26 protein-coding genes and 1 tRNA gene are annotated in these 25228 nt (G+C 45.2%); 19 read left to right on the top strand and 8 right to left on the bottom strand.

Going from position 1 to position 25228, the window contains the following annotated elements; all coding sequences use genetic code 11:
- Positions 1-183 precede the first annotated feature (183 nt).
- The 4 genes from HGH91_RS13100 to HGH91_RS13085 all read left to right on the top strand — a co-directional run bounded on the left by HGH91_RS13100 (position 184) and on the right by HGH91_RS13085 (position 5001).
- Positions 184-1710, top strand: coding sequence for a glycoside hydrolase family 30 protein (locus HGH91_RS13100; protein WP_168738854.1), 1527 nt, complete (start codon positions 184-186; stop codon positions 1708-1710).
- Positions 1710-3515 carry a glycoside hydrolase family 35 protein gene (locus HGH91_RS13095; RefSeq protein ID WP_168738853.1) on the top strand — a complete coding sequence of 602 codons (1806 nt, stop codon included), beginning with the start codon at positions 1710-1712 and terminating at the stop codon, positions 3513-3515. The genes HGH91_RS13100 and HGH91_RS13095 overlap by 1 nt, the downstream gene beginning before the upstream one ends.
- Before the next feature lie 91 nt (positions 3516-3606).
- Positions 3607-4227 carry a hypothetical protein gene (locus tag HGH91_RS13090; RefSeq protein ID WP_168738852.1) on the top strand — a complete coding sequence of 207 codons (621 nt, stop codon included), beginning with the start codon at positions 3607-3609 and terminating at the stop codon, positions 4225-4227.
- A 117-nt stretch (positions 4228-4344) separates the two neighbouring features.
- Positions 4345-5001 carry a hypothetical protein gene (locus HGH91_RS13085; protein ID WP_168738851.1) on the top strand — a complete coding sequence of 219 codons (657 nt, stop codon included), beginning with the start codon at positions 4345-4347 and terminating at the stop codon, positions 4999-5001.
- A 44-nt stretch (positions 5002-5045) separates the two neighbouring features.
- Here the strand turns inward: HGH91_RS13085 and HGH91_RS13080 are convergent, their stop codons facing one another.
- The gene (locus HGH91_RS13080; RefSeq protein ID WP_168738850.1) at positions 5046-5957 is read right to left on the bottom strand and encodes an S-adenosyl-l-methionine hydroxide adenosyltransferase family protein; all 912 of its coding nucleotides are present in this window, start codon (positions 5955-5957) and stop codon (positions 5046-5048) included.
- Between the two features lie 84 nt (positions 5958-6041).
- Here HGH91_RS13080 and HGH91_RS13075 point away from each other — a divergent pair, with 84 nt between their 5' ends.
- The 4 genes from HGH91_RS13075 (at position 6042) to HGH91_RS13060 (ending at position 9356) form a co-directional block, all read left to right on the top strand.
- Complete coding sequence (locus HGH91_RS13075; protein WP_168738849.1) at positions 6042-6854, top strand: helix-turn-helix transcriptional regulator; 813 nt, start codon at positions 6042-6044, stop codon at positions 6852-6854.
- A 69-nt stretch (positions 6855-6923) separates the two neighbouring features.
- Entirely contained in the window at positions 6924-7562 is a 639-nt protein-coding gene (locus HGH91_RS13070) for an NAD(P)-dependent oxidoreductase (protein ID WP_168738848.1), read from the top strand.
- 47 nt (positions 7563-7609) lie between these two features.
- Positions 7610-8152 carry a GNAT family N-acetyltransferase gene (locus HGH91_RS13065; RefSeq protein WP_168738847.1) on the top strand — a complete coding sequence of 181 codons (543 nt, stop codon included), beginning with the start codon at positions 7610-7612 and terminating at the stop codon, positions 8150-8152.
- Between the two features lie 103 nt (positions 8153-8255).
- Positions 8256-9356, top strand: a complete 1101-nt coding sequence (locus HGH91_RS13060; RefSeq protein ID WP_168738846.1) for an acyltransferase family protein — start codon at positions 8256-8258, stop codon at positions 9354-9356.
- A gap of 7 nt (positions 9357-9363) precedes the next feature.
- Here HGH91_RS13060 and HGH91_RS13055 read toward each other — a convergent pair whose 3' ends face one another.
- Positions 9364-10230: an alpha/beta hydrolase gene (locus HGH91_RS13055; RefSeq protein ID WP_168738845.1), complete on the bottom strand. Its 867-nt coding sequence runs from the start codon at positions 10228-10230 to the stop codon at positions 9364-9366.
- Between the two features lie 93 nt (positions 10231-10323).
- Entirely contained in the window at positions 10324-11370 is a 1047-nt protein-coding gene (locus HGH91_RS13050) for a bifunctional transcriptional activator/DNA repair enzyme AdaA (protein ID WP_168738844.1), read from the bottom strand.
- Between the two features lie 143 nt (positions 11371-11513).
- Here HGH91_RS13050 and HGH91_RS13045 point away from each other — a divergent pair, with 143 nt between their 5' ends.
- Positions 11514-12479 (top strand): phosphatidylinositol-specific phospholipase C, encoded by a 966-nt coding sequence (locus tag HGH91_RS13045; RefSeq protein ID WP_168738843.1) that lies wholly within the window; start codon positions 11514-11516, stop codon positions 12477-12479.
- 69 nt (positions 12480-12548) lie between these two features.
- Here HGH91_RS13045 and HGH91_RS13040 read toward each other — a convergent pair whose 3' ends face one another.
- Positions 12549-13019 (bottom strand): DUF1772 domain-containing protein, encoded by a 471-nt coding sequence (locus tag HGH91_RS13040; protein WP_168738842.1) that lies wholly within the window; start codon positions 13017-13019, stop codon positions 12549-12551.
- 116 nt (positions 13020-13135) lie between these two features.
- Here HGH91_RS13040 and HGH91_RS31505 point away from each other — a divergent pair, with 116 nt between their 5' ends.
- The 9 genes from HGH91_RS31505 to HGH91_RS31615 all read left to right on the top strand — a co-directional run bounded on the left by HGH91_RS31505 (position 13136) and on the right by HGH91_RS31615 (position 22635).
- Positions 13136-14029, top strand: a complete 894-nt coding sequence (locus HGH91_RS31505) for a hypothetical protein (protein ID WP_168738841.1) — start codon at positions 13136-13138, stop codon at positions 14027-14029.
- Between the two features lie 98 nt (positions 14030-14127).
- A complete protein-coding gene (locus HGH91_RS13030) occupies positions 14128-14643 on the top strand; it encodes a DUF2975 domain-containing protein (RefSeq protein ID WP_168738840.1) in 516 nt (171 codons plus the stop codon).
- A gap of 2 nt (positions 14644-14645) precedes the next feature.
- A complete protein-coding gene (locus HGH91_RS13025; protein ID WP_145663802.1) occupies positions 14646-14855 on the top strand; it encodes a helix-turn-helix domain-containing protein in 210 nt (69 codons plus the stop codon).
- A 75-nt stretch (positions 14856-14930) separates the two neighbouring features.
- The gene (locus tag HGH91_RS13020) at positions 14931-15815 is read left to right on the top strand and encodes an ABC transporter ATP-binding protein (RefSeq protein WP_168738839.1); all 885 of its coding nucleotides are present in this window, start codon (positions 14931-14933) and stop codon (positions 15813-15815) included.
- Positions 15793-18927, top strand: a complete 3135-nt coding sequence (locus HGH91_RS13015; RefSeq protein ID WP_168738838.1) for an ABC transporter permease/M1 family aminopeptidase — start codon at positions 15793-15795, stop codon at positions 18925-18927. The genes HGH91_RS13020 and HGH91_RS13015 overlap by 23 nt, the downstream gene beginning before the upstream one ends.
- Positions 18928-19142: 215 nt before the next feature.
- Complete coding sequence (locus HGH91_RS13010) at positions 19143-19865, top strand: hypothetical protein (protein ID WP_211092278.1); 723 nt, start codon at positions 19143-19145, stop codon at positions 19863-19865.
- A 147-nt stretch (positions 19866-20012) separates the two neighbouring features.
- On the top strand, positions 20013-20573 hold the full coding sequence (locus HGH91_RS13005) for a hypothetical protein (RefSeq protein ID WP_211092277.1): 561 nt from the start codon (positions 20013-20015) through the stop codon (positions 20571-20573).
- A gap of 261 nt (positions 20574-20834) precedes the next feature.
- A complete protein-coding gene (locus HGH91_RS13000) occupies positions 20835-22184 on the top strand; it encodes an ATP-binding protein (RefSeq protein WP_168738836.1) in 1350 nt (449 codons plus the stop codon).
- Between the two features lie 226 nt (positions 22185-22410).
- Entirely contained in the window at positions 22411-22635 is a 225-nt protein-coding gene (locus HGH91_RS31615; RefSeq protein WP_410493793.1) for a helix-turn-helix domain-containing protein, read from the top strand.
- A gap of 176 nt (positions 22636-22811) precedes the next feature.
- Here the strand turns inward: HGH91_RS31615 and HGH91_RS31610 are convergent, their stop codons facing one another.
- From HGH91_RS31610 to HGH91_RS12975, 4 genes are all read right to left on the bottom strand, one after another.
- Positions 22812-23060, bottom strand: coding sequence for a GIY-YIG nuclease family protein (locus tag HGH91_RS31610; protein WP_168738835.1), 249 nt, complete (start codon positions 23058-23060; stop codon positions 22812-22814).
- Positions 23061-23177: 117 nt separating this feature from the next.
- Positions 23178-23426 (bottom strand): GIY-YIG nuclease family protein, encoded by a 249-nt coding sequence (locus tag HGH91_RS31605; RefSeq protein WP_168738834.1) that lies wholly within the window; start codon positions 23424-23426, stop codon positions 23178-23180.
- 64 nt (positions 23427-23490) lie between these two features.
- Positions 23491-23564 (bottom strand) — tRNA-Pro (locus HGH91_RS12980).
- Between the two features lie 88 nt (positions 23565-23652).
- Positions 23653-24531: an MBL fold metallo-hydrolase gene (locus HGH91_RS12975; protein ID WP_168738833.1), complete on the bottom strand. Its 879-nt coding sequence runs from the start codon at positions 24529-24531 to the stop codon at positions 23653-23655.
- Positions 24532-24669: 138 nt separating this feature from the next.
- On the opposite strand from HGH91_RS12975, the gene HGH91_RS12970 reads away from it, so the two are divergent.
- A complete protein-coding gene (locus tag HGH91_RS12970) occupies positions 24670-25176 on the top strand; it encodes a GNAT family N-acetyltransferase (RefSeq protein WP_168738832.1) in 507 nt (168 codons plus the stop codon).
- The last annotated feature ends 52 nt before the right edge of the window (positions 25177-25228 follow it).

The following is a 25228-nucleotide window of genomic DNA, read 5'->3' as shown; positions in this document are numbered from 1 at the left end:
AAGTTTCAGGTAATAGCATGAATCCAACAGGAGCAAGGCATCTGTAAAGTAGTAAGGTAGCAGCATCAGATTTGGAAAATAATCAGCGACTATTTTACTACTTTACAGGCTTGCAACTACCCTTCTTACTACGGGAAGTCCTTGCATACCATGCGGCTTTGCGTGCAACCGCTTACTAGGAACATGAAAAAAATAACAGGCGCCCTGCTGGGTTGTATGATATTACAGCAGGGGATATCTCAGCATAACCCGGCGATGCGGGTAAACATCGACCTTTCCAGGAAGGCACAAACTATTCACAACTTTGCAGCATCCGATGCCTGGTCCTGCCAGTTTACCGGTGCCTGGCCGGATCCTAAAAGAAACCAGCTGGCCGACTGGCTGTTTAGCAGCGATACAACCGCCAATGGGCAGCCCAAAGGTATTGGCTTGTCGATGTGGCGGTTTAACATTGGCGCAGGCAGCACCGAACAGGGCAGCGAGAGCGGCATCCGCGATGAATGGCGACGGGCAGCCTGTTTCCTGGGCGCCGATCATCAATACCACTGGCAGCAGCAAGCTGGGCAGATCTGGTTCTTAAATGCTGCCAAAGCCAGGGGCGTTCAACAATTCCTGGGCTTCCTGAATAGTCCGCCTGTAGCTTTCACCCGCAACGGTAAAGCATTTGCCAGCAATGGGCAATGCAACCTGGCCCCCGACCAATACCCCGCCGTAGCCAATTTCCTGAAAGACGTAGTACAAGGCATCCGGCAGGAAACTGGCATCACCCTCAACTTTGTGAGTCCTGTTAACGAGCCCCAATGGGATTGGAGCGATGGCGGCCAGGAAGGATGTCCTTACAACAATGAACAAATTTATGGTCTCGTAAAAGCGGTAGACCAGACCTTTCATCAGCACCAGCTCCCCACAAAGATTTTAATAACAGAAGCCGGCAAGATCAACTATCTCTTTGCCGGTGAAGACAAACCTGCCAAAGGAACACAAATTGCTGCTTTCTTTGATCCGCACAGCCCCACTTACCTGGGCAACCGTCCCAACGTATACAAAACGATAGCGGCACATAGCTATTTCACCACCTCTCCACAGGACACGGCAGTGGCTATACGCAAAAGATTACACGCGGCACTGAGGGGCATTCCTTTCTGGCAATCAGAATATTGCATACTGGGCGATAATGCCGGCGAAATGAGTGGCAACAAGGTAGACCTGGGCATGGACGCCGCATTATACCTGGCCAGAGTTATCCACACCGATCTTACCGTTGCCAACGCATCGGCCTGGCAGTGGTGGCTGGCTATATCGCCATACGATTATAAAGACGGATTGATTTATATAGATAAAAACAAAGCGGACGGGCAAATACACGATGCCAAAATGCTGTGGGTATTCGGTAATTACAGCCGTTTTGTAAGACCCGGCGCACAAAGGGTATCCGCGCAACTGGCAGACAATGCCAATACAAAAGATATCTACCTGTCGGCCTACAAAAATACAGACAACAGTCTCGTTCTTGTGGTGATCAACAGCCGCTCCACCGCCGCTAACATAGCGCTGCGCGGCAAAGGCTTACCTGGCGGTGGCATACGTAGCTATACCACCAACGACGAGGGCAACTTACAACCTGGTAACGTAAACGGACATACGATAACGATACCCGCACGATCTGTCGTAACACTGACCCAACAATTAACGCAAATAAACAGTAAGTGATGAAAAAAATCAGCGTAGTAATACTGATGATGTTATGTTGCTTCCAGCTAAGCGCACAACATACTTTTCAGTTAGGCGACTCCTCCTTTTTACTGGATGGGAAACCTTTCCAGATGATTTCCGGCGAGATCCATTATCTGCGGGTGCCCCGTGAATCGTGGCGCGACCGGATCAAAATGGCCAAAGCCATGGGATTAAATACCATAGGTACTTATGTGTTCTGGAACATGCACGAACCAGAACAGGGACATTATAATTTTTCAGGCAACAGCGATGTAGCTGCTTTTGTGAAAATATGCCAGGAAGAAGGTATGTGGGTAATTTTACGCCCCAGCCCTTATGCCTGTGCGGAGTGGGAATTTGGCGGTTATCCTTACTGGTTACAGGAAATAAAAGGACTGGAAGTGAGGAGTAAAGAACCTCAATACCTGAAGGCTTATAATAACTATATTAAAGCCGTAGGTAAACAGCTGGCTCCTCTGCAGATCAATCATGGTGGAAACATCCTGATGACCCAGATCGAAAACGAATATGGTTCTTACTCCAACGATAAATCTTACCTGGAGCTTAACCGCAAAATGTTTACAGAAGCTGGTTTTGACGGTTTGCTGTACACCTGCGATCCTGCCGGAGATGTAGCTAACGGGCATCTGCCCGGTTTACTGCCGGCCGTAAATGGCGTGGATGATCCGGCAAAAGTAAAACAACTGGTAAAAGAAAACCACAACGGCAAAGGCCCATTCTATATTGCAGAGTGGTATCCTGCCTGGTTTGATTCCTGGGGGGAAAAACACCATACCGTTCCTTACGAAAATTTTCTTACCCGTTTAGACCGGGTATTGGCTGCTGGTATCTCCATCAATATGTACATGTACCATGGCGGTACCACCCGCGGTTATATGAACGGCGCCAACTATAGTGACGAAGCTCCTTATTCGCCACAGATCAGTAGCTACGACTATGATGCGCCACTGGATGAAGCAGGAAATGCCACGCCTAAATTCATGGCATTCAGAGAAGTAATTGCCAAACATTTAGCTCCGGGAGTAACCTTACCGGAAGTTCCTGCTAAAAAGCCAGTGATCACCACACCTGTTATTACTTTTGAGCGTAGCAGCGCGCTGTTCAGCCAACTACCTGCTGCGGTAAAAAGCGTAGATCCGTTAACGTTTGAAGACCTGAAACAGGCCTATGGCTTTGTATTATACCGTACCACCCTCAAAGGCGGCAGTAGCGGCACTTTAAAAATCAAAGACCTCCGCGATTACGGGCTGGTTTTCATAAACGGGAAAAGAGCAGCGATCCTCGACAGGCGACTGAAGCAAGACAGCACCGATATTACCCTCCCTGCGGGTAATGTAACACTGGAAATCCTGGTCGAAAACCTGGGACGCATCAACTTTGGCTCTTATCTCCTAAAAAACAGGAAAGGGATAGACGGACAGGTATTATTTAATGGAAAGGCTATTCATCAATGGCAACAGTTTAAGCTTCCATATGAACAGCAACCTACTATCAAAGCATCGGCGGTAGCTGCAGATGCCCCGGTGTTGAAAGAAGGTAGTTTTACCTTGAGCAGCAAAGGCGATACTTACCTGGATATGAGCAAGTGGGGTAAAGGGGTGGTATGGATCAACGGTCATCACCTGGGCCGTTACTGGAAAGTTGGCCCTCAGCAAACACTGTATGTTCCTGCCGAATGGCTGAAAACTGGTAGCAATAAGATCACCGTACTGGAGCTGATTAAACCTGCTGAAACCCAGGTACAGGGAATTGATCATCCGATATTGGACGTATTACAGTAGTACAAGATAAAAATTAACAAAAGCGATTGAAGCGATGGGGATCGTTTCAATCGCTTTTCTTTTATCTTTAATGATCATTTATGACTATACCATGAAAAAAGCGGTTTTGCTAACACTGGCTTGTTGTTTTTCTTCTAACATACTTGCGCAACATTTTATGCATGCCGCAGGTTTATCCTGCTTTGCAGATAACTATAGTGGCACTAATAGTCTTTTTACTATGGCTCTTACCTATTCTCCCCGGTATGTATTGCTCACTCATTCTTCCTTATCCATGTCTATAGGGATACCTGTTAGTTATGGCAGTTCGGGATCTACCGGAGATAGTAGGCGGCTACCCAGTGGATATCAGCCAGCATCCAATACCCCACATACAAAGTTCAGAAACATGTTTGATTGCCCGGTGATATTGAATCTGAACCAGGGCGCACTTTCTTCTAAAAATTGTGATAACAGGATAGGCTTCTTTGCTGGTGGAGGATTTGGCTATCATTATGGCCCTGTTAATATCATCCATACTGACAGCAATGGTGTTGCCTATACCGATTCTACATCGCAGGGATCATTTGGTCCGGTTGCTAATCTGGGAGTCCGCGTCAGGATAGGGAAGCATTTGTTTACCGGAATGGAACTCAAGGGAGCCTATATGAAAAGTGTGGATAAGAAAGGTCCCGAAACTTATAATATTACACTCTTAGCGAACTTTCTATGACGACTGAGAACCGGCCCCACACAAGATAAGCTGGTGAAACACATCTATTTATTGGCATCTCTTTTGCGCCATTCATGATCAGCCAATACCATCTGTACCATGAATAAAAAAATTGTTTTGTTAGCAATTGTTTGCCTCACCGGTTCCCGGCTTTTCTCCCAAAATCTCATGCATGCAGTTGGCCTCTCGGGGTTTATTGATCATACCCCTCGCTTCGGCAGTATCTTCAGTATTGCCATTACTTACTCGCCCCGCTTTAACCTGATGGAACATAAGCATACATCGTTGTCGGTAGGCATCCCGCTGAGCATTGGTGGCTCTGGTGGGCGCGGCGGAAGGCAAACAGATAGTTACTATGTGGGCGATGATATTTACTATTACGATTATGATACCGGCGAACCAGAAGTAAAATCCCGGTTTATGATTGATGTACCGGTTATACTAAATTTCAATGTCGGGGCACTTTCTTCTCCCGATAATCCACGCCGGGTGGGCTTTTTCGTGGGAGGTGGTTTTGGCTATCACTATGGCCCGGTGAACGTTAAGCAGGTGATCAGGAATTATCATTATACCGATTCTACTTACCAGGATTCGTTTGGGCCAGTGGCCAATGCCGGCATCAGGATCAGGATTGGCGATAAAGCCGATGGCATAGAACTCAAAGGCTCCTATATGAAGAGCGTTAGTAAAAGGCAACCAGATATTTATGGTATCACCCTATTGTACAACTTCGACGTATCACAACGCCGCCGCGTTAGTCGTAATGTACGGTAGTAAGGATTTGGAACAGATTGAGATGGCTCCTGTTAGCTGGTAAACTAACGGTGACTAACAGTTACTTCCACGCTCCATTCGCTACCGCTTCCAATATGCCAGGTATCGGCGAAGTTGCCCTGGTTGAGTGCAAACGACAATTCCATTAAACTATTCAAATAGCTCAGCGGCTGACCAATAGCTACAGCACCAAAGGTTTGGCTATAGGGGGCATCTGCCTGGTGTACTTTTTTGCCATGGTGGAAGAAACTCACCTGGAGAATGTCGCCGTATTTCGGATGTAACTGGTTCAGCAGGTCGGCGGAGATGTTGGTCCACACATTACCATACTGCACATCGAGGATGGCGATATTGCCTTTGAGTGTCCCATTTTCCAGGGTGGCCGCCTGGTAAGGAATTTTCACTACTTCATTGGGTAAGGCCGGGCCTACCTGTTCAAAGGTAATGACGCCTGAAGCCAGCCTGGCGGCGGTATAAGCGTATACATCGCGGCCATGGAAAGTGTAGGATTGCTGCGAGTTTTTACGACGGTTCACGGCTTCATCTATTTCGCGTACAGCTGCAATGCCCAGGGAAGCGGCTACCAGGGTGAGTGTACCATTGTCGGGAGTTACGATAAAGTGACCGGAGTTGGTTTTCAATACCACCGATTTGCGGGAAGTGCCCACACCGGGATCTACTACCGATACAAAAACGGTTCCTGCCGGCCAGTAAGGAACCGTTTGTTCCAGCCGGTAAGCGGCCTCCCAGATGTTATACGCCGGTATTTCGTGGGTAAGGTCATAGAGTTTAAGATCGGCAGATACGGTGTTGGCCACACCTTTCATGGCTGATACCGCTCCATCTTTCAGCCCGAAGTCGGACTGAAAAACGACTGTTTTATTTTGTGTCCATCCGGTTGCAGTGAGCAGCAGCAGGGCAATACAGCCTACGAAGTATAATAAGGGTTGTTTCATAAAATGATGCGTCTATGAAAATGGCAGATAATATTGGATTCAATAAAAAATCTTACCTTGAATGTAGGTTTATTACCCAAATAAATGAAGTACCAGGAAATTCCTCCACCAAATTATCTTCAACACCATGTTCGTTATTTCTGGACATTGGAAAGTGATGCCGCTGCTGTTCCCCGGGTATTTGGGCCGGTAGCAGATGGCTGTCCCGGACTGCTGTTCCAGCAATCCAGCCAGGGAACTTTTCACCAGGACAATAAACTACTGCCCGATTTATTACTGTATGGGCAAACCACAAAATACGCAGAATTACAGTTAGCAGGCACCATCTGTACCATTGGCGTTTGTTTTTATCCGGATGCATTGCATAGCGTTTTCGGGCTCAATGCGGGAGACCTCACCAACGCCTGTACTGACCTGGATTTGCTGGAGGCATCGAAAGATTATTTTCTCAATGAAAGACTGGCAACTACTGTTTCTCTACGGGAGAAAATAGCGGTTATTTCAGCGTTTCTCTTTGAACAGATTAATAAACATCAAACGGGACCTGATAAGGCTACCCAATATGCCCTGATGCAAATTATGGCCTCCAAAGGGGGTATTTCCTTAAAAGAACTGCAACAGCAGCTGAGGCTCACGGAGAGAAGTTTTGAGCGCCGGTTTAAACAGGGCGTAGGTATCTCTCCCAAATTATTTTCGCGTATCTGCCGGTTCCAGCACTCGCTGACCCAGTTGAGAAACAATGACTACAGCAAGTTATCCGATATCGCTTTTGAAAACGATTATGCCGACCAGTCGCATTATATCCGCGTATTCAAGGAGTTTGCCGGCGTATCGCCTTACCAGTATCAAAAGAAGAATACAGAGATCGTTACCAACTTCCCTTCCATTACAAAATAATTGTTTGTCGGTTTTGTTCTATTTCCCGAGTGCCCGTCATCCTAATTTTGGATTATAAAATTAATGATGATGAAATTACTAATCTTTGGCGCCACCGGGGGCACCGGTAAACAACTCTTAGCACAGGCTTTACAACAGGGACATACCGTCACTGCGTTTGTGCGTAACCCGCAAATGTTGCAGGTACAACACCCTAACTTGCAGGTAGTACAGGGCGATGTGCTGGATTATCAAACTATTGAACCTGTTATGAAAGGCCACGATGCCGTATTATCTACCATTGGTCGCCCCGCCAATAAAACGGGTGTGGTAAGATCTGAAGGTACGCGGAATATTATCCGTGCGATGGAGAAGGCCGGCATCAGGCGTTTTGTTTGCCAGACCTCCCTCGGTTATGGCGATAGCAAAGAAGTACTGCGCAGAACTCCTTTCGTGTTCCGGCATATTATTGTACCCTTTCTGCTGAAAAAAGGCTTTGCCGATCATGCGCTGCAGGAAAAACACATTAAAAGCAGTCAGCTGGATTGGGTAATTGTTCGCCCTGGTAATTTAACAGATGGTAGTCACACCGGCCATTACAGGTATGGATTTGCCGCCAATGACCCCGCTATTGCCGTACAGGTTTCCCGGGCCGATGTAGCCGATTTTATGCTCAAACAGTTAACGGATCAGCGGTTTGTCCATCAAACGCCTGGTATTTCTTACTAGAAATATCGGCAGGTTCTTTAAATTGGGCGAAAAATAGACAGCCCTGTATGGAGATATTTGCCTCAACGCCCCGTTTGATCCTGCGGGAAATTATTCCGGCCGACGCGCCCGGTATGCTGGCACTGGATGGAGATCCGGCGGTAGTACAATATGTAGGAGGCGTTACTATCAGCACTCTGGAAGAAGCGCGGGAGAAAATCCAGTTTATCCGGCAGCAATATGCCCGCAATGGTATTGGCCGATGGGCCGTGATTGAAAAGGCCAGCAATAACTTTGTGGGATGGGCAGGATTGAAGCTGGTAACGGAACCGGTACATCAACAGGTTAATTTTTACGATGTGGGATATCGGTTTATAACACAATACTGGGGAAAGGGTTACGCCACGGAATGTGCGGTAGCATCACTCAGATATGGATTTGAGCAGTTACAACCCGATTACCTTTATGCCTGGACCGACGCCGGCAATACCGCATCGGCACATGTTTTAACCAAAGTAGGGTTCCAGTTAACCGATACCTTTATACATGACGGCGTGCCATGCAACTGGTTTGAAATCAGCCGCCTATCCTGGCAATCGCGTATTAGATAAGAATGATACTGACTGAGGTGTAGTTACAGCCAACAATCATAATTTGCTGTATATAGTTGTGAACCGGTGTTACAGTCCTTTACCCTCAATCAGTATCCCATTTATGAAGATTAACAGCATACAATTCCTGAGAGCCATTGCGGTTTTATTGGTCGTACACGTACATGCCATTGACACACAGGAAGCATTTTCCGTATCGCATCAGCAAAAGTTCTTCTTCCTGGAAAACTTCGGCGCCATTGGGGTAGATCTTTTCTTCGGGATATCTGGTTTTATTATCAGTTATGTTGCCGGCAATTATTTGGGCGCCTATGATGGTGTTGACTTCCTGAAGAAACGTTTTTTGAGGATCAATCCCATTTATTATGTGGCGAGTTTGATATACATGGTGTTGTTTTGCTTTTTCGATAAATTCTATCCTATTGAGGCGGTTTTATACGGGCTAAAAAATACGGTGTTGATGTTGCCGGTGTTGAATTCGCAAAAAGCGTTGTTTCCTATATTGGTGGTGGGTTGGTCGCTTTCTTTTGAATGGTGGTTTTACGTGTTGTTTTTCCTGCTGATATTAACGCGTACAAAATACAAAACGCTCCTGCTTTTGCTGGTAATTCCCGCCCTGGTGATTATTGGAAAAGTTTTGCAGGTACATGATCCCCGGCTGATATTTTATACCAACCCTATTATGCTGGAGTTCTTATTTGGCGTTATTATTTACTGGCTGTACCGCAATATTACCTTGCCGGCGGGCGTGGCGGCGTTCCTGTTGTTATTGGGAGCAGGCGGGTATGCATATAATATCTTCCATGGTTTTGGAGATATTTCCGAGCTGGGTAGTGTAACTACCGGTACAGGTAGTTTGAAAAGGGTACTATTATGGGGACTTCCCAGCGCCTTTATCCTGGCGGGCTGTATTTTCCTGGAGAAGAAGGGGATGTTGGCCAGGGTATGGAATAACCGCTTTTTCTTGTTGCTGGGAGATGCCTCTTATTCCATTTACCTGACCCACTTTACCTTTTTTTATCTGCTGACGAATATTTATATCTATACAGGATTTTTCCTCAATGCAGACTTATCCATATTTGTTCACATGGCTTTGGGTGTAGCGGTTGGTATTCTTTTTTACAAGAAGGTAGAGCGTCCACTGATAAAGCTTTTACACCCGAAGCCACCGGTACAACCCACTGTTCACGCTGCTATGCCATGATTCAATATCAGGGGGTATTGGGAAGCCAGCCCCCTCTTTTCATCCACCACAACATGGGGTCGAGCCATTCGTATACGGGTAATCGTTGGGTAAATCCATGGTTGCCGGTGGGATACAGGTGTAGTTCGGCGGGAATACCTCCTTTTTGCATAGCCTGGTAAAAAGCAATACTGTTGTTGACACTCACTACCGCATCGTCGTTACAATGCGTGATATAAGCGGGCGGCGTATTATTATTCACCCATTCTTCGTTGGAGAAGAAGGCCACTTTTTCCGGTGAAGGACTAGGGCCGATGAGGTTACTCCTGGATCCCTGGTGGGTGAGTTCATCGTGCATACTGATCACCGCATATACGAGGATCATAAAATCGGGCCGCAGGTCAATTTTTTCTTTATTGGGGACATAGCTTTTAGCGCTGTGTGTGCCCAGGGTAGCGGCCAGGTGGCCTCCTGCGGAATATCCTGCTATGCCGATCCTGTTTTTATCGATGCCCCATTCGGTGGCATTCATCCTCACCAATTTGATGGCCTGCTGCGCATCCTGTAAAGGCCCCATACTTTTATCGCGCATGGTGACATCAGAAGGCAGGCGGTATTTTACTACAAAGGCAGTAACGCCTTTGGTAATAAAGGCTTCTGCTACCTTGAATCCTTCTTCATCGATGGCCAGGCCGCCATAGGCGCCGCCGGGAAAGATGATCACCGCCGTACCATTCGGATGTTCCGGCTTGTAGAGGGTCATAACCGGTGCGTTTTCCGGTGCAATAGTGCCAATACTGTTGGGTATGGAATCTTTATACAAAGGCAGTACTTTCTGGGCGGCGGAAGAAAGAGCAATTGTGGCAAAAATAAAAAAGGCCAAAAATCTTTTCATATGCAGATGATTACGTGTTCTATCTGCCAAAAGAAGGATTTTAAGCTTCGCAATATGTTTCGCAATTGTAAACGGCGTGTGATTAACAAATGCTTAGGACGGAGTAGCGTGTGATTTTTCCAGTTCCAGCAACCATTTCTTCCGCCAGATACCGCCACCATAGCCGGTAAGACTGCCATCTCCTCCAACAAGACGGTGACAGGGCACCAGGATCGCAATTCTATTCATGCCGTTGGCATGTGCCAACGCCCGTACGGCATCGGGTTCACCGGCCGCGATGGCCTGTTGTTTATACGACCGGGTAGTACCATAGGGCACCGTTTGCAGCAGTTGCCATATCCTTTGCTGAAAGGCGGTACCCGGCATCAGCAGCGGCACCGTAAAGGTTTTCCGGGTTCCGGCAAAATATTCGTCCAGCTCTTGCTTTAATACCTCGAAATGAGGACTGGTACCCGGGATAATATTTGCCCGCAGCAATCGCGTCAATGCTTTAAACTCCGTTGCAAGGATTTTTCTTTCTGTAAACTCCAGTAAACAAATCCCTTCTGTTACCGCACAGGCAAACATGCTTCCAATGGGTGTTTCCAACCGGGTAATGTTAATCACCTGCTGATGTTTACTATTGACGGGCGACACGCCAAAAACTGATTTAAAAGAATCGGCGAAGCCGCTGAGTGATTCATAACCGGCGTCGAAAGCGGCGGCGGTAACCGTTTCCCCGGTTTGTATTTTTTTGAACGCTGCATTCATGCGAAACATGCGCTGGTAAGCATGAAAGGTAACGCCGTGGTGTTTCAGGAACCATCTCCTGATGGCACTGGGCGCTACGCCTTGTTGTAACAGGTCGGCATCTTTCCATTTCCTGGATGGATCGGCCTGCAGCGCATCGATAATGCGACGGATATGCGCAGGCGTTTGCCCAATGGCCGCGAGGGGATTGCATACCTTGCAAGGCCGGTATCCATTTTCGATGGCCTCCCTGGAAGACGGAAAAAATGTTACATTATCGGCTTTGGGTTTTCTCGCGGTACAGGTAGGACGGCAGAAAATGCCGGTTGTTTTAACCGCTGCTACAAACAGCCCTTCATAAGCTTCGTCTTTCTCCATCAGCGCCTGGTACATCCGTTCCGTAGTGAGCATGTAATTCTTTTCTTCAAAAGTAAAACACTTGTCGCAGGCCGGCAACCCGAAAACGCACCTGTTTTTTCATAAAAACTTAACGCATCCGGGTATAGCTATCTCTGAAATTATTTAGTATATTTTAAATATTAAAAACATCCACTATGAAGCAAGTAACCCTTTTTCTGGCTGCGGCCACCTTTTTCCTTTTCAGCTGTAAAAAAGATATCGTTCACCCAACTTCCGAAAGCAGGATCGATGCGGGCGCCAACAGCCTTGCTACCGCTGGTTTAACGGTATCATTGTCTGCCTGGATGGGATCCATTGCCGACAATACCGCTTTATCCAACTTATCTATTCCCGGCACCCACGACAGCGGCGCACGTTTTGAGCCCATAGGCGGCACTGCCAAATGCCAGAACCTCACCATCCGTGAGCAACTCGATGCAGGCACCCGCTTTCTCGACATCCGTTGCCGGCATATTGGTGATGCCTTCGCCATTCATCATGGTTCCATCTACCAAAACATGAACTTCACGGATGTTACCAATGCCTGTTACGACTTCCTGGCAGCTAACCCTTCTGAAACCATTATCATGTGCGTAAAAGAAGAGTATGACCCGACCAACAACACGCGCACCTTTGAACAAACATTCGACAGCTACACACAGCTGCAACCATCCAAATGGTATCTAAGCGCTACCATTCCCAACCTGGGCCAGGTAAGGGGCAAAATTGTACTGGTAAGACGGTTTGGCGCCAGCAACACACCCAAGGGCATAGACTGCACCAATTGGGCAGACAACACCACCTTTTCTATCAGCAACAGCAACGCCAATTTAAGGGTACAGGACCAGTATGTAGTGCCCGATAACAATGGTAAATGGACCAGTATCACTAACCTGCTGACAGAAGCCAAAAACGGCAGTGCATCCGTATGGTATCTCAACTTCAGCAGTGGGTATAAATCATTAATCTTTGGTATCCCCAGCATTACTACCGTTTCAAATGCTATCAATCCACAACTGACCACTTACTTTACCAACAACACACATGGCAGGTATGGAACTATTTTAATGGATTTTGCAGCAGCAGACAGGAATACGCTTATTATCAACACTAATTTCTAGTCTTTGTAATTATCACTTACTAAAAAGCCTTCCTCACGGGGAAGGCTTTTTAGTAAGTGATAAACTGATCTATCTTCCATATACGCAGGCCGCTACCGCCAATATGAATGCCAGTAGGGCAGCGCAGGTGCGTACCACATGCCATTTATTCCAGGGGATGGCAAAAGCGGTGCGGGCGCTGGCAGCAGCTTCCGGGGTGGCTGTGTCTAACGGAAATTTATCCAACACACTATTCAGTGGAATATTGCCGCCGATGGTTACGCCCAGCACTCCGAATACATACAAAGCCGCAGCCATCCATAAGCACCAGCTGCCCTGCATAAATGCAGCCAGGGGCAATAGTATGCCGGCACCCAGGAAGTTGAGTATAAACAACGGATTTACAATCACCCTGTTAATAGCCTGCATAGCGGCAATGTAAGGCGCATCCCGCAAACGTGTAAATGCAGGATTGATAGCAATCAAAAAACCGAAAAGGAGCCCGGTAATCAGTCCGGTGCTAACGGTAGCCAGTATCTGTATGATGTGTGTGATGGTCATAGGATAAACTTTTAACAGCGTATACCCCTAAGCTACACTAAAACCAGGTGTTGCCGCCATAAAAATTCCCTACTGGTAAAACATAAATTATTTTACATTCATTCAAAAATTGCGTGGTGATAAATGAGCTACAGTCCTGTATCCAGGCAATAGAAGCAGATGACACCCTTTATGAAATAGAGAATTTCCGTCACCGCGCCCAGGCTATCGATCAGCTCGACTTTCATATACTGGACAGGATCAGCAGCTTAACACCCACACCGGCGCTGCTGGAGCTACAACAATGGGCTATACGGTTGAAATGTAAACTGGAACAAGCAGACCTGTTATTGTTTACACAGCTCCGGCAAAAAATCAGCGCAGGGGGCTATTCTCCCACCACCTTTAACGCTATGGTTTCCGAATACCTGGGTGAAGTAGTTGACAACGCCGCACCATCTGACGAACCAGGATATGATGACCTCGACACTTTTATCAATGGCCTGTTATCTGTGTACCCGCTTCCAGCCCCTGTGCTCGAGCAGGAGCCCGAAATGATATACTATCAGAAAACGCCGGCAAGAATTATATTTCAAATGGTGGCATTGGCCCAGCCTACGCCACACGATGTATTTTTCGACATTGGAAGTGGACTCGGACAGGCCACCATCCTGGTTAACCTGCTTAGCGGCATCAAATCGAACGGGATCGAATATGAACCTGCCTATTGTGATTATGCCCGCCATTGCATATCTAGCTTGCAGTTGCAGGGGGTAACTTTTACTAATATAAATGCCCACCAGGGCGATTATTCCGAAGGTACACTTTTCTTTTTTTACACGCCTTTTGAGGGCAGCATGCTACAGCACATGCTGGATATATTGCAGCGCGAATCGCGGCAAAGAATAATCCACATTTTTACTTACGGGCATTGCTCCCCATTGGTAGCACAACAATCGTGGTTAACCTGTATCAATGGAACAGGTATGCATCATTACCGGCTGTATAGGTTCACTTCTGAATACCAATAGCTTTGATTTCTCTCTTTAAAATTATAATAAAACATAAAATAATTATTGTTTTACGATAATCAATTACTATTTTGCATGTAGATTTTAAATTATCGGAAATGGCCCGTGTCAAAATCATTGCTAAAATATTGTATTACATCAGCGGGGTATTAGCCCTGGGATATTGCTGTATTGTTTTATATGCAATTGGGTGTTTAGTTACCCATACGAATATCAATCCATATGGTGAGGGAAAGTACCTGCATATATTGTATCCCTTTACCAACACCCCCTTTCTTAACATCGACAACAACCTTACTTATATATTGCTCGACTTCCTGTTGCCTTTGAGCCTATATACTATTTTCTTCTGGCTGGCTGCCGGCGTATTTAAGGTATTCTATCTGCCGAAATTATTTTCAACAGAAAATATCGTGCGCTTACGCAGGTTTTACCTGTTCAACCTATTTGTACCGGGCATTGCGGCTTTATTTTCCCGGCTTTTCACGGAGGTAGAAAGTGTTGTATGGGGATTGATAGTCGTACATTTGTTCCTCGGAATTTTTACTTACTTCCTGGCAGCCATCTTTAAACAGGGCTTGCGATTACAAAACGAACAGGACTTATTTATATAGTTATGCCAATTATCGTAAACGTGGATGTAATGCTTGCTAAGCGTAAAATGCAAAGCAAAGAATTGGCAGAAAAACTGGGCATTACACCTGCTAATTTATCTATACTAAAAACCGGGAAGGCCAAGGGTATACGCTTCGACACCCTGGAAGCCATTTGTAACATCCTGGACTGCCAGCCCGGCGATATCCTGGAATACAGGGAAGAAGTATAGCCTTCATTTATTTACTGGTTGCAAAAAGCAATGGACCTCCATTGCAGGGATTGTATTGTCTAAACACTTCACGAAATGAACCGATTGTGTATTGATCAGCTTTCATTGGCCTACCAGCCGTCAGTAAAAGTGCTGGATAATATTTCATTGGAAATAAGTCACGGTATGTTTGGCCTGCTCGGTCCCAATGGCGCAGGTAAATCCTCGCTGATGAAAACCATTGTGGGTTTGCAGCACCCCAACAGCGGCAACATTCTTTTCAATGGAACAGATGTTATAAAAAACCCGGGATATCTCCACAAACAGCTTGGTTTTCTGCCGCAAGATTTTGGCGTATATCCCGGCGCCTCTGCCTACCAGTTGCTGCAGCACCTGGCAGTGCTGAAAGGCGTTTCGGATAGCGCCGCGCGGAAAGCGCAGATCCTGTACCTGCTCGACAAAGTAAATCTATACCAGGCTCGCGATAAAGAAGTGCATACCTTTTCCGGGGGCATGAAACAACGCTTCGGCGTAGCCCAGGCGCTGCTCGGCAATCCCCAGTTGATCATAGTGGATGAACCTACCGCTGGTTTAGATCCGGAAGAACGCAATCGGCTCAACCTGCTGCTGAGCGATATTAGCGAAAACGTGGTTGTTATGCTTTCTACCCACCTGGTAGAAGATGTACGAAATCTCTGCTCGCAGATGGCCATCATAAAAAGGGGAACATTGCTGGCTACCGGTACTCCCGGCGAAATGATAGCCCGGTTAAACGGGAAAGTATGGACCCAACAAATTGACCACCGCGCATTAACGCATTATCAGACCACCCACCGGCTTATCAGTCAACAGCTCATCGAAAAAAAGCTGCACATTACCGTGTATAGTGAAATCCCACCTGATGGCTTTCACCCGGTAACACCCACCCTGGAACATGTATACTTTCATACTTTATACCATGAAAGCAATCCTGCTATTTGATATCAAACGATGTACAAGAGGCATCACCGTATACCTCGTTGCTGCCTGCCTGTTGGCGCTGGGCATTTTCACCGGTAGCCAGTTTAGTATGAATGCCGGAGAAGCCATACGCCTGGATAGCCCTTATACCATAGGCTTTATGACAGGGATGCTAAGTCTGGCTATTATTTTTATTGCTACAATACTTACTTCCAGGTTACTCTTTTCTGAGTCCGAAAATCATTTTGAGCAGATCTTATTCACCACGCCGCTCCATAAAAGCGGGTTTGCAGCCGGACGATTCCTGGCGCTATGGTGGCTTACGTTCAGCAGCTTCCTGGTACTCATCACAGGATTTGCCGCAGGTCAACAAATGAGGTCAGGTGGCGCCATACAGCTGATTTACTACGGTTATCCTACTTTAATCTTTGGTGGTATAAACAGCCTGTTTATATGCAGTTGTTTGTCGTCCCTGGCATGGTGTACAAAAAATAAATTGCTGACCGCTATAGGAGGGCTATTACTGTATGTGTTATATATGGTGATACTACTATACTCCAATTCACCTTTTATGGCGCAGGCATTGCCCCAATCTCTCCTGGCACAACGCATTTCCGCCATTATCGATCCATTTGGCCTGTCGGCCTACTTTTATGTAAGCAGCACTTTTTCGGTGATGCAGCGCAATAGCTTGCTGGTGCCGTTATCCGGATATTTTTTACTCAACAGGTGTGTGATATTGGCTATCTCGCTGATGCTTACCTGGCTTAGTTACAAACGGGCAGCCGATACTTCCTGGCAACCACATCGCCCGAAGGCGGTATCTCATAAGCGCTCACCGGTTATATTTCGACTTCCTGTAACCACAGTTTACCGCTTCCCGGCGCAAATGAAAGCGATAGGTTCTTTCATAAAAACCGACCTGCACCATACCTTCAAAAGCATTCCTTTTGCTGCCAGTGCTATCATCCTGCTTTTTGATATGAGTATGGAGATGTACGCCGCCATAGAAAAGGGCATTCGCATACCGCAACAATATGCCAGCGCTGGACTAATGGCCACCACTATTTCCGCCAACTTCCATTTACTGGGGCTATTGTTGCTGGTATACTTTGTAAATACCCTGTACTGGAAAAGCGCCACTGTAAAATTTGCAGTCATAGAAACCACCACCGCTCATGCCGGTATTAAACAATGGGCCCACTGGTGTAGCAGTGTTTTCCTTTTGTTGTTGTACACAGCCCTGGTGATAATAACTGGTATCCTCTTCCAGTACCTGTACCGGTATCCTTACATTGACTGGCGGGCCTATGCGGGTGTAATATATTTTAATACGGCGCCACTGGCGCTGTTAGCGGGATTCCTCCTGCTGATTAACCGGATCACGAAACGTTCTTACATCGCATTGGGGATATCGGTAGCGATGGCATTGATAGTGGCCAGTCCCCTATCGAAAAAATTTATACCCATCCCTTTACTCCGTTTCTTCTCAGGATTCAATGGTGTTTACAGCGATTTTAATGGATACGGTGTGTATGTATCTTTCTTTATACAAAGGCTGTTTTTTGGGGTATGTATTGTTGGTATGCTATGGATTATTTACTGGTTTATAATAAATAAATCCGTAAAACGTATAGTGGTCTCCGTTATATTCATATTAGCAATTATTAGCTTCATTAGTGGCCGGCAGTTTATGCGGGGATACCGTCCTTACAATGACCTGGCCGATGTTCGTTATGAAAAGCAATACCGGAAATACCAGGCTATTCCACAACCCACCGTTACAGCGGTAAATACCAATATTAATCTGTATCCCGATAAAATGGCATATACTATTACGGGTAATTATATTATCCGGAACCTGACTTCCCTGCCTGTTCACCGGGTATTGATCAATTTTGACGATGCGCTCCACCTCCTGAAAGCTGGCTATACCTCCCCGTGGGAAACAATTACAATACAGCAAGTTGTTTCCGAAATAATGCTACAGCACCCCTTACAACCCAATGACAGCGCCTGCATTACGTTTGAAGCCTCCTACCATTGGTGGCCGGTAAATGGTCACCTTCCTTCTAATGCCATTATAGAAAACGGCTCCTTCATGCGCATCAGTCGCTATTACCCGCAAATAGGGTATCAGCCGCAGCGCGAAATAACGGATAGCGCACTGCGGCAAAAATATACGCTGGGCGCTCCCACCCGCCTTAAAGCACTGGAGGCGCCGCGTGCTACGGAGCGCGATTTCATCCAGCTCGACATGGTCATTTCCACCCCGAAACCTCAAACGGCCATCGGTACAGGCGAGCTGGCAGGCCAATGGCAACAGGGCGACCGCAACTTTTTTCATTATAGAACCAGTGAACCGATCCCTTTCCGTTTTGCTGTATCATCAGCGCATTACAGCCGGAGTAGCGTCGTTCACAATGGTGTTCCTATCAATGTTTACTATCACCCCCGGCATGCCGAAAATGTGGCACATTTAATCAACTGCGCTAAGCTTACCTTAGATTATTGTCAGCAGCAATTTGGCAGCTATCCGTTTCATAGCGTCACCTTCGCAGAAGTATCTTCCTATACAAAAGGCTTTGCAGGCACCGCTTATCCGGCAACCATCTTTATGACGGAAGATATGTTGTTTCATACCAACATACAGGCTGACCAGCAGCAGGATGTTATCAACGAAATAGCAGGACATGAGTTATCACATTTATGGTGGGGCAATAGCCAGATAGCTCCCGACGACCGGGAAGGCGCGGTAATGCTTACTGAAACGCTGGCGATGTATACCGAAATGATGTTGTATAAGAAAATGTATGGCAGGGAAAAAATGCTGGCGAAAGTTCGTTTGCATCAGCAAATATATGATGCTGCCAAAGGATTTTCTGATAATCCCCCTCTTTATAAAGTAACTGCCGGCGATACACATATTTCTTATTCAAAAGGCGCCGTAGTGATGGTAAAGCTGAGCGAGCTGATTGGTGAAAGCAAGGTAAATGAAGCCCTGCGCCATTTTCTCCGGGAGTATAAATATCCGCATCCAAGGCCGGTTTCAACAGACCTGGTGAATGAAATACTAAAAGTAAGTGACGTGAAACATCATCCTGCAATCCGGGAATTGTTCATGGGAACATAGTATTCCTGTTATACGCATCACTATTTTCCCGTTGCTGGCACTCCTTGTTTCCAGGTATTTTAGCTACCCTTTTTTTTGATTTAAAAATTGGCATTAAATTGCATTCATCACCTGTTTAAGCTACCAAAATAAATTTTATCGCCGTTACCGGCTTGTGTAACCTGACAATATTTAATCACTCATATAAACCCTTCATGGAAGAACAATTCGCCAAAATGCAAAAGGACTTAGTACGCCTTAAATGGTATGCCTGTATCCTGACCTTACTGGTAGTAGCTGCCGGTTTATTTGCCTTCACCCGTATTGAACGGTTCGGTGAAATTTCTGTAGAGCGTATCAATATCGTAGAATCTAATGGACAGGTTAGGATGGTCATTTCCAATAAAAGCCGCTCCCCGGAAGTAATGGCTTATGGCAAACCTATCAAACCACCTATCCCGGGCGGCAACAGACCTGGACTGGTTTTTTATAATGATGAAGGCACCGAAAACGGAGGCCTGGTATTTATGGGCGGCAAAGACAGCAGTGGGAAATACACTGCCACGGGACATTTATCCTTCGACCAGTACAATCAAAACCAGGTACTTTACCTGACCTATGCTGACGAGAACGGCGATCAAAACACCGGGCTTCATATTGACGACTGGCAAACCTCGCCAGCTTTCTGGCAGTGGAGAGGTGACTATAAAAAAGCGCAGGCACTTCCCAATGGTCCTGATAAAGAGGCATTACTTAAACGGCTGATGGAACCTCAACCCGGACAGCAGGCCTATGCCCAACGCGTTTTTGTAGGCAAAGATGATAGTAAAACCGCCATGGTCAATCTGGCCGACCGTATGGGCAGGACCCGGTTGCAGCTGCTGGTAGATTCCAGCGGTACTGCTAAACTGAATTTCCTGGATGCCAACGGGAGAGTGACGTATAGCTTACCTCAATAGTATTTCCTCTTAGATCAATAAATCCAATTACTGTGGTTAAGATTAATATTCATGAAGATTGTGGCAATGCACCCAAGAAATTATTTGGTAAAGGTGATTACTACGTATGCGATTCTGGTGGTATAAAAGCAAAATGGAGAGCCAGAGATGATGACATATCTATATACTACACGCGCCAAATTTGATAAAAACAACCAGGGAGAAGGTTTAACATGGTCCAAATATCTTGAATGGAGTAGATTGAACCACCTTACTGAACTTGTTTCTGTAGATACCGGCCTCAATGAAGTATTGATAGATCCTGACCAGGAGGATGATAACTACTGGACAGAGATGATATTCGAGGAGGGCCGTGAAACAGGATTCTTCAGAACAACTGAGTATGTACTCAGGAAAACAGATATCCCGAAATTTAACCTGTTGGCCATAGTTATCCAGCCGGGATCAGATTGTTCTCTGATTCAGCAGGACGATTATGATTTCCTCGGTTATGATCTTTTAGATCATTACTATACTACCAGTGCATTAAGTAACTGTGGTGGGTTTGATGAAACCTTTCTACCAGGCGATCTGAATAATGTTGGGTTAATTGACGATTATGAAAAGGCGTATACTATACAGAGAAAGCTTAGAGAGAATAATCCTTTGGAAGAGCATGCGGATACCTATGTCATTGCAATTTGGCGGCATCGGGTAATTGGATGGTAATACACAAATGGTAGAAAATAACACGGATCTAAATGCGTTTTGGCCGCAGTCCCACTTGGCCAAAATCACATCAAATTAAAAAAATAAAAATATTCAAATTTTAAATAACCCTATAAATGTTACAAAAAATCACAAAAATTACCCTATAAATACTACAAATTCTATTTAAATTTACCCTATATTCATTACAAATAATAAGAATAACTACTCTATAAATATTACAATAAATTCATTATCAATTATATAAATATTGTAAAATAAATGTTCAAAAGAGATATTATTGAAGAACTGGTTAAGTGGAAAAATAACCCAGACCGCAAACCGCTCTTATTACGAGGAGCCAGGCAAGTCGGTAAGACTACTGTTGTCAATATGTTTTCTGAACATTATGAACAATACATTTATTTAAATTTAGAACAAGCCGATAACTCACTTGATTTTACAGATTATGGCAGAGTAGAACAACTGACTCAGCAAATATTCTTTCTTTTTAATAAGGACATAGCCAATTTAAAAAACACATTATTATTCATAGATGAAATACAAGAAGTTCCAGGAGCATTAAATATGCTTCGCTACTTCTATGAGAAAATACCCGATTTAAATGTTATAGCGGCAGGCTCTCTTTTAGAAACATCCATCAATGGTCAAATTAAAATCCCTGTGGGACGTGTAGAATATAAAATATTAAGACCCGTTTCTTTTCATGAGTTTTTGCTTGCATTAAATGAAGAACAAGCTGCTGCTGCTTTACAGGAGATGCCAATAAAAGAATATACACATTCTAAACTACTTGATTTATTTCACACGTATACACTTATAGGCGGGATGCCTGAAGTAATCCGGCATTATATCGCCAATAAAAATCTTCTTACGTTAAGAGATGTATATCAATCATTAATATACTCATATATAGAAGATGTCGAGAAATATGGCCGAAATACCAATCAGGTTCAAATCATAAGACACATTATTAGCACCAGTTTTCTTGAAGCAGGCAATCGTATTAAATTCCAAAGCTTTGGCAATTCAAATTATGGATCAAGAGAGGTGAGCGAGGCGATGCAAACACTGCAAAAGGTGATGTTGATTCACCTTGTCTATCCAACCACCAATACGTCAGTCCCGCTCCTGCCCGATAGAAAAAAATCGCCACGTCTGCATATATTAGACACCGGGATGTTAAATTTCTTTGCCGGATTACAAAAAGAACTAATCAGCACAAAAGATATTGATTCAGTTTATAAGGGCAAGGTTGCAGAACATATTGTGGGACAAGAATTATTGTCTTCAAAATACAACATACTGAATGAGTTACATTTTTGGGTAAGAGAAAAACCAACCTCTACAGCTGAAGTTGATTTTGTAATTCCATATAACAGCATGATAATACCTATTAAAGTTAAATCGGGTGCAACCGGCACCTTAAAATCTTTACATGCTTTTATGGATGCTACAACACATACATTCGCAATAAGGATTTATGGTGGCCAATTAAAAATTGATAAGGTAAGCACTTCAAATGGGAAAGAATATACTTTGCTGAATTTACCTTTTTATCTTGCAGGAAGAATAGAACATTATATAGATTGGATGCAACAAAGCCTGTAAATCCTATACTTAAAGGCTTTTACAATGTTACAACAGCAACTAAACCAGCTGATTTATTGCAATAGATTTCCCTCTGACTTCCGCCGAAAAATATTTCCCCTGCCATCGCGGTAAAGCAATACTTGATCTTCAACCGTAAGATATCCACTGACATGCTCGTACAACAAATCTTCCGACTCAACAGGAAGTCTACTCTTCCCGTTGAGTCGGCCCAAACGACAATACAATTATCAGGCAAATAAGTCCTGGAAAATGGATACAGACAAAGCGTATTGACATGTCGAAAGCGTTATTGGAAGAAACAAAGCTTTCAATTTCTGAGATATGCTATCAAATTGGCTTTGATGATCCATCTTCATTCTCTCGTTTATTTTCTAAAACTACAGGAATGGGGCCCATGGAATTTAGACGGCAAATACAACACCTCCCTGTTCGCAAAAAATTGAAATAGGAGAACAGATTATAGGAAGTGTTGACATGGTAGACGATATCAGCCGGCATCCCTGCATAACAAACAAGTTTTCTCAAAAAACAAAAAAAGCCTACCCTTTTCTGAGTAGACTTCTTATTGTGTCGGGGCGGCAGGATTCGAACCTGCGACCTTGCCGCTTACAGCGGTACGCGATATTATGATGCTACGCCTTGGTCAAATAGCCAACGCGATATACCTCGTTTTTTAATTTGCTTCTCCAACTGGAGCGCAATTTTTTTGGTTTCACATAAAATTACATGGATGACCCGCCACGGCACTCCATACCGGGTACTTGTTGTTGATCGTGAATTGTGCTTACTCAACCGCACTGATACATCCGCTGTTTCACCTGCGTAGTATCTTCCTGTGCTAAGGCTTTGAAGGATATAAACATAATGAGGCATAACAAACAAGTTTTCTCAAAAACAAAAAAAGCCTACCCTTTTCTGAGTAGACTTCTTATTGTGTCGGGGCGGCAGGATTCGAACCTGCGACCTTGCCGCTTACAGCGGTACGCGATATTATGATGCTATGCCTTGGTCAAATAGCCAACGCGATATACCTCGTTTTTTAATTTGCTTCTCCAACTGGAGCGCAATTTTTTTGGTTTCACATAAAATTACATGGATGACCCGCCACGGCACTCCATACCGGGTACTTGTTGTTGATCGTGAATTGTGCTTACTCAACCGCACTGATACATCCGCTGTTTCACCTGCGTAGTATCTTCCTGTGCTAAGGCTTTGAAGGATGTAAACATAATGAGGCATAACAAACAAGTTTTCTCAAAAAACAAAAAAAGCCTACCCTTTTCTGAGTAGACTTCTTATTGTGTCGGGGCGGCAGGATTCGAACCTGCGACCTCCTGCTCCCAAAGCAGGCGCGATACCGGGCTACGCTACGCCCCGTTCCGACATTTCCACCACTTATGTGGTGAAGCGGGATGCAAATGTAGGAAATTATATTCCACAAAAACAAATTTTTCTGCAATCGCTTCTATTTATTAACAGGCGTACCGGAAAGTATATCCCTTACCGTTACTCCCGGCAGCAGGCGGTATACCGGGATATTAATGCTGTATTTATCGCAGAGGTTCCGGATACTACGATCTATCAGTGCAGCATCGTAGCGGGAAGAGAAATGCCCCAACACCAGTTGCTGTACCTGGATACCGCTTACCATTTCCATCACCTCTTCCAGTTTACTGTGTTTATTTTTATGTGGTACCGTCTTCACATCGCCTGCGCTGGCCAGGAAGGTGGCTTCATGGATTAATATGCCCGATTGATCCCAGCGGTGGAGATCTGTTACCGGGGTGTCGCCGGAGTAGCCCAGTAAGCAGCTACGTACTTCCATAGTGGTGCTTTCTTTTCCCCTGGTTAGGATGATTTGCTTCAATTCGGCGGCGGGCAAGGCGGCCAGTTCGGGGCGTACCTTTTGTTTTACCTGCATTACTTTATAACTAAGGCTGCGGATGGTTTGCAGATCCGTGGTTACGTGTTCATTCCTGATGGGTATTACTACCAGGTCGTCTTTTACCCATATTTCTTCGCCGGGTGCTACTGCCCGCCATTGGGCGCCACTGATATGTGGATCAAACCGTTTGGAAAACTCTTCCATGGCGGGGAATGACTTGCTGTCGCGGGGATAACAAATCACCGGGAAGCCTTGCCGGGCATTAAGTTGGTTTAACTGAAGCAGGCCAGTAAGATGGTCTCTGTCGGCATGCGATATAAATACATAGTTGATCTTCCTGCTCTTTTGTAATAGCGCCGCTGTTAGTCCATCGCCTGCATCCATTAAAATACCCCACTCTTCCAGCAGGTACCAGGTGGAAAATAAAGCAGTAGAATAACCTGATATCGTTAGTTTCATCCTTTAAAGATAATACATTTCATAAAACCGCTTCCAATAAGGAATATACAAAATCTGATCTGGCTAAAATAAACAAAACTGAATCTGTTTTATTTAAAATAGATAGTTGAATTTTACAGTCGAAATAATCATCGGATCATGAAAATTACTAACAGTACCCGGGAAGACATCAGCCTGATATTTAGTTTGTATGATGCAGGCACACTTTTACAAAAAAAGGTAGCACAAAAACAGTGGCTGGGATTTGAGCCGTCGCTGATAGAAAAGGAAATCAGCGAAAAGCGGCTATGGAAAATAGTGGAAGGGGACCAAATCGTTTGCGTGTTTTCTATTGCTTTTAGCGATCCCGCTATCTGGAAAGAAAAAGACAGCGATCCGGCTATTTATATCCACCGTATTGCTACGCATCCTGATTATCACGGCAACGGCTATGTGAAACATATCGTGGCCTGGAGCAGGGAATATGCTACCGAAAACCAGAAACAATTTATCCGGATGGATACCGGTAGCGGCAACGATAAGCTGAACAACTACTATGTAAGCTGTGGGTTTAATTATCTCGGCGTTATTGCTACCGACGATTCACCAGAGCTGCCGGCACATTACAAAAACGGCACTTCCAGCCTGTTTGAGATACCATTGTAAATATATCCGGGACCAGCCACCCTGGCCCCGGACTATTCAAATCTGTTAACGG

It is taken from the genome of Chitinophaga eiseniae, from assembly GCF_012641265.1.
In the GTDB taxonomy this organism is placed as follows: domain Bacteria; phylum Bacteroidota; class Bacteroidia; order Chitinophagales; family Chitinophagaceae; genus Chitinophaga; species Chitinophaga eiseniae_A.
This window is presented reverse-complemented; position numbering and strand designations above follow the sequence as displayed.

Excerpts from the sequence above, each read along its gene's own strand:
- HGH91_RS13100 (WP_168738854.1), top strand. The coding sequence starts at position 184 with ATGAAAAAAATAACAGGCGCCCTGCTGGGTTGTATGATATTACAGCAG.
- HGH91_RS13095 (WP_168738853.1), top strand. The coding sequence starts at position 1,710 with ATGAAAAAAATCAGCGTAGTAATACTGATGATGTTATGTTGCTTCCAG.
- HGH91_RS13090 (WP_168738852.1), top strand. The coding sequence starts at position 3,607 with ATGAAAAAAGCGGTTTTGCTAACACTGGCTTGTTGTTTTTCTTCTAAC.
- HGH91_RS13080 (WP_168738850.1), bottom strand. The coding sequence starts at position 5,957 with ATGAAACAACCCTTATTATACTTCGTAGGCTGTATTGCCCTGCTGCTG.
- HGH91_RS13075 (WP_168738849.1), top strand. The coding sequence starts at position 6,042 with ATGAAGTACCAGGAAATTCCTCCACCAAATTATCTTCAACACCATGTT.
- HGH91_RS13070 (WP_168738848.1), top strand. The coding sequence starts at position 6,924 with ATGAAATTACTAATCTTTGGCGCCACCGGGGGCACCGGTAAACAACTC.
- HGH91_RS13065 (WP_168738847.1), top strand. The coding sequence starts at position 7,610 with ATGGAGATATTTGCCTCAACGCCCCGTTTGATCCTGCGGGAAATTATT.
- HGH91_RS13060 (WP_168738846.1), top strand. The coding sequence starts at position 8,256 with ATGAAGATTAACAGCATACAATTCCTGAGAGCCATTGCGGTTTTATTG.
- HGH91_RS13055 (WP_168738845.1), bottom strand. The coding sequence starts at position 10,230 with ATGAAAAGATTTTTGGCCTTTTTTATTTTTGCCACAATTGCTCTTTCT.
- HGH91_RS13050 (WP_168738844.1), bottom strand. The coding sequence starts at position 11,370 with ATGCTCACTACGGAACGGATGTACCAGGCGCTGATGGAGAAAGACGAA.
- HGH91_RS13045 (WP_168738843.1), top strand. The coding sequence starts at position 11,514 with ATGAAGCAAGTAACCCTTTTTCTGGCTGCGGCCACCTTTTTCCTTTTC.
- HGH91_RS13040 (WP_168738842.1), bottom strand. The coding sequence starts at position 13,019 with ATGACCATCACACACATCATACAGATACTGGCTACCGTTAGCACCGGA.
- HGH91_RS13030 (WP_168738840.1), top strand. The coding sequence starts at position 14,128 with ATGGCCCGTGTCAAAATCATTGCTAAAATATTGTATTACATCAGCGGG.
- HGH91_RS13025 (WP_145663802.1), top strand. The coding sequence starts at position 14,646 with ATGCCAATTATCGTAAACGTGGATGTAATGCTTGCTAAGCGTAAAATG.
- HGH91_RS13020 (WP_168738839.1), top strand. The coding sequence starts at position 14,931 with ATGAACCGATTGTGTATTGATCAGCTTTCATTGGCCTACCAGCCGTCA.
- HGH91_RS13015 (WP_168738838.1), top strand. The coding sequence starts at position 15,793 with ATGAAAGCAATCCTGCTATTTGATATCAAACGATGTACAAGAGGCATC.
- HGH91_RS13010 (WP_211092278.1), top strand. The coding sequence starts at position 19,143 with ATGCAAAAGGACTTAGTACGCCTTAAATGGTATGCCTGTATCCTGACC.
- HGH91_RS13005 (WP_211092277.1), top strand. The coding sequence starts at position 20,013 with ATGATGACATATCTATATACTACACGCGCCAAATTTGATAAAAACAAC.
- HGH91_RS13000 (WP_168738836.1), top strand. The coding sequence starts at position 20,835 with ATGTTCAAAAGAGATATTATTGAAGAACTGGTTAAGTGGAAAAATAAC.
- HGH91_RS31610 (WP_168738835.1), bottom strand. The coding sequence starts at position 23,060 with ATGCCTCATTATGTTTATATCCTTCAAAGCCTTAGCACAGGAAGATAC.
- HGH91_RS31605 (WP_168738834.1), bottom strand. The coding sequence starts at position 23,426 with ATGCCTCATTATGTTTACATCCTTCAAAGCCTTAGCACAGGAAGATAC.
- HGH91_RS12975 (WP_168738833.1), bottom strand. The coding sequence starts at position 24,531 with ATGAAACTAACGATATCAGGTTATTCTACTGCTTTATTTTCCACCTGG.
- HGH91_RS12970 (WP_168738832.1), top strand. The coding sequence starts at position 24,670 with ATGAAAATTACTAACAGTACCCGGGAAGACATCAGCCTGATATTTAGT.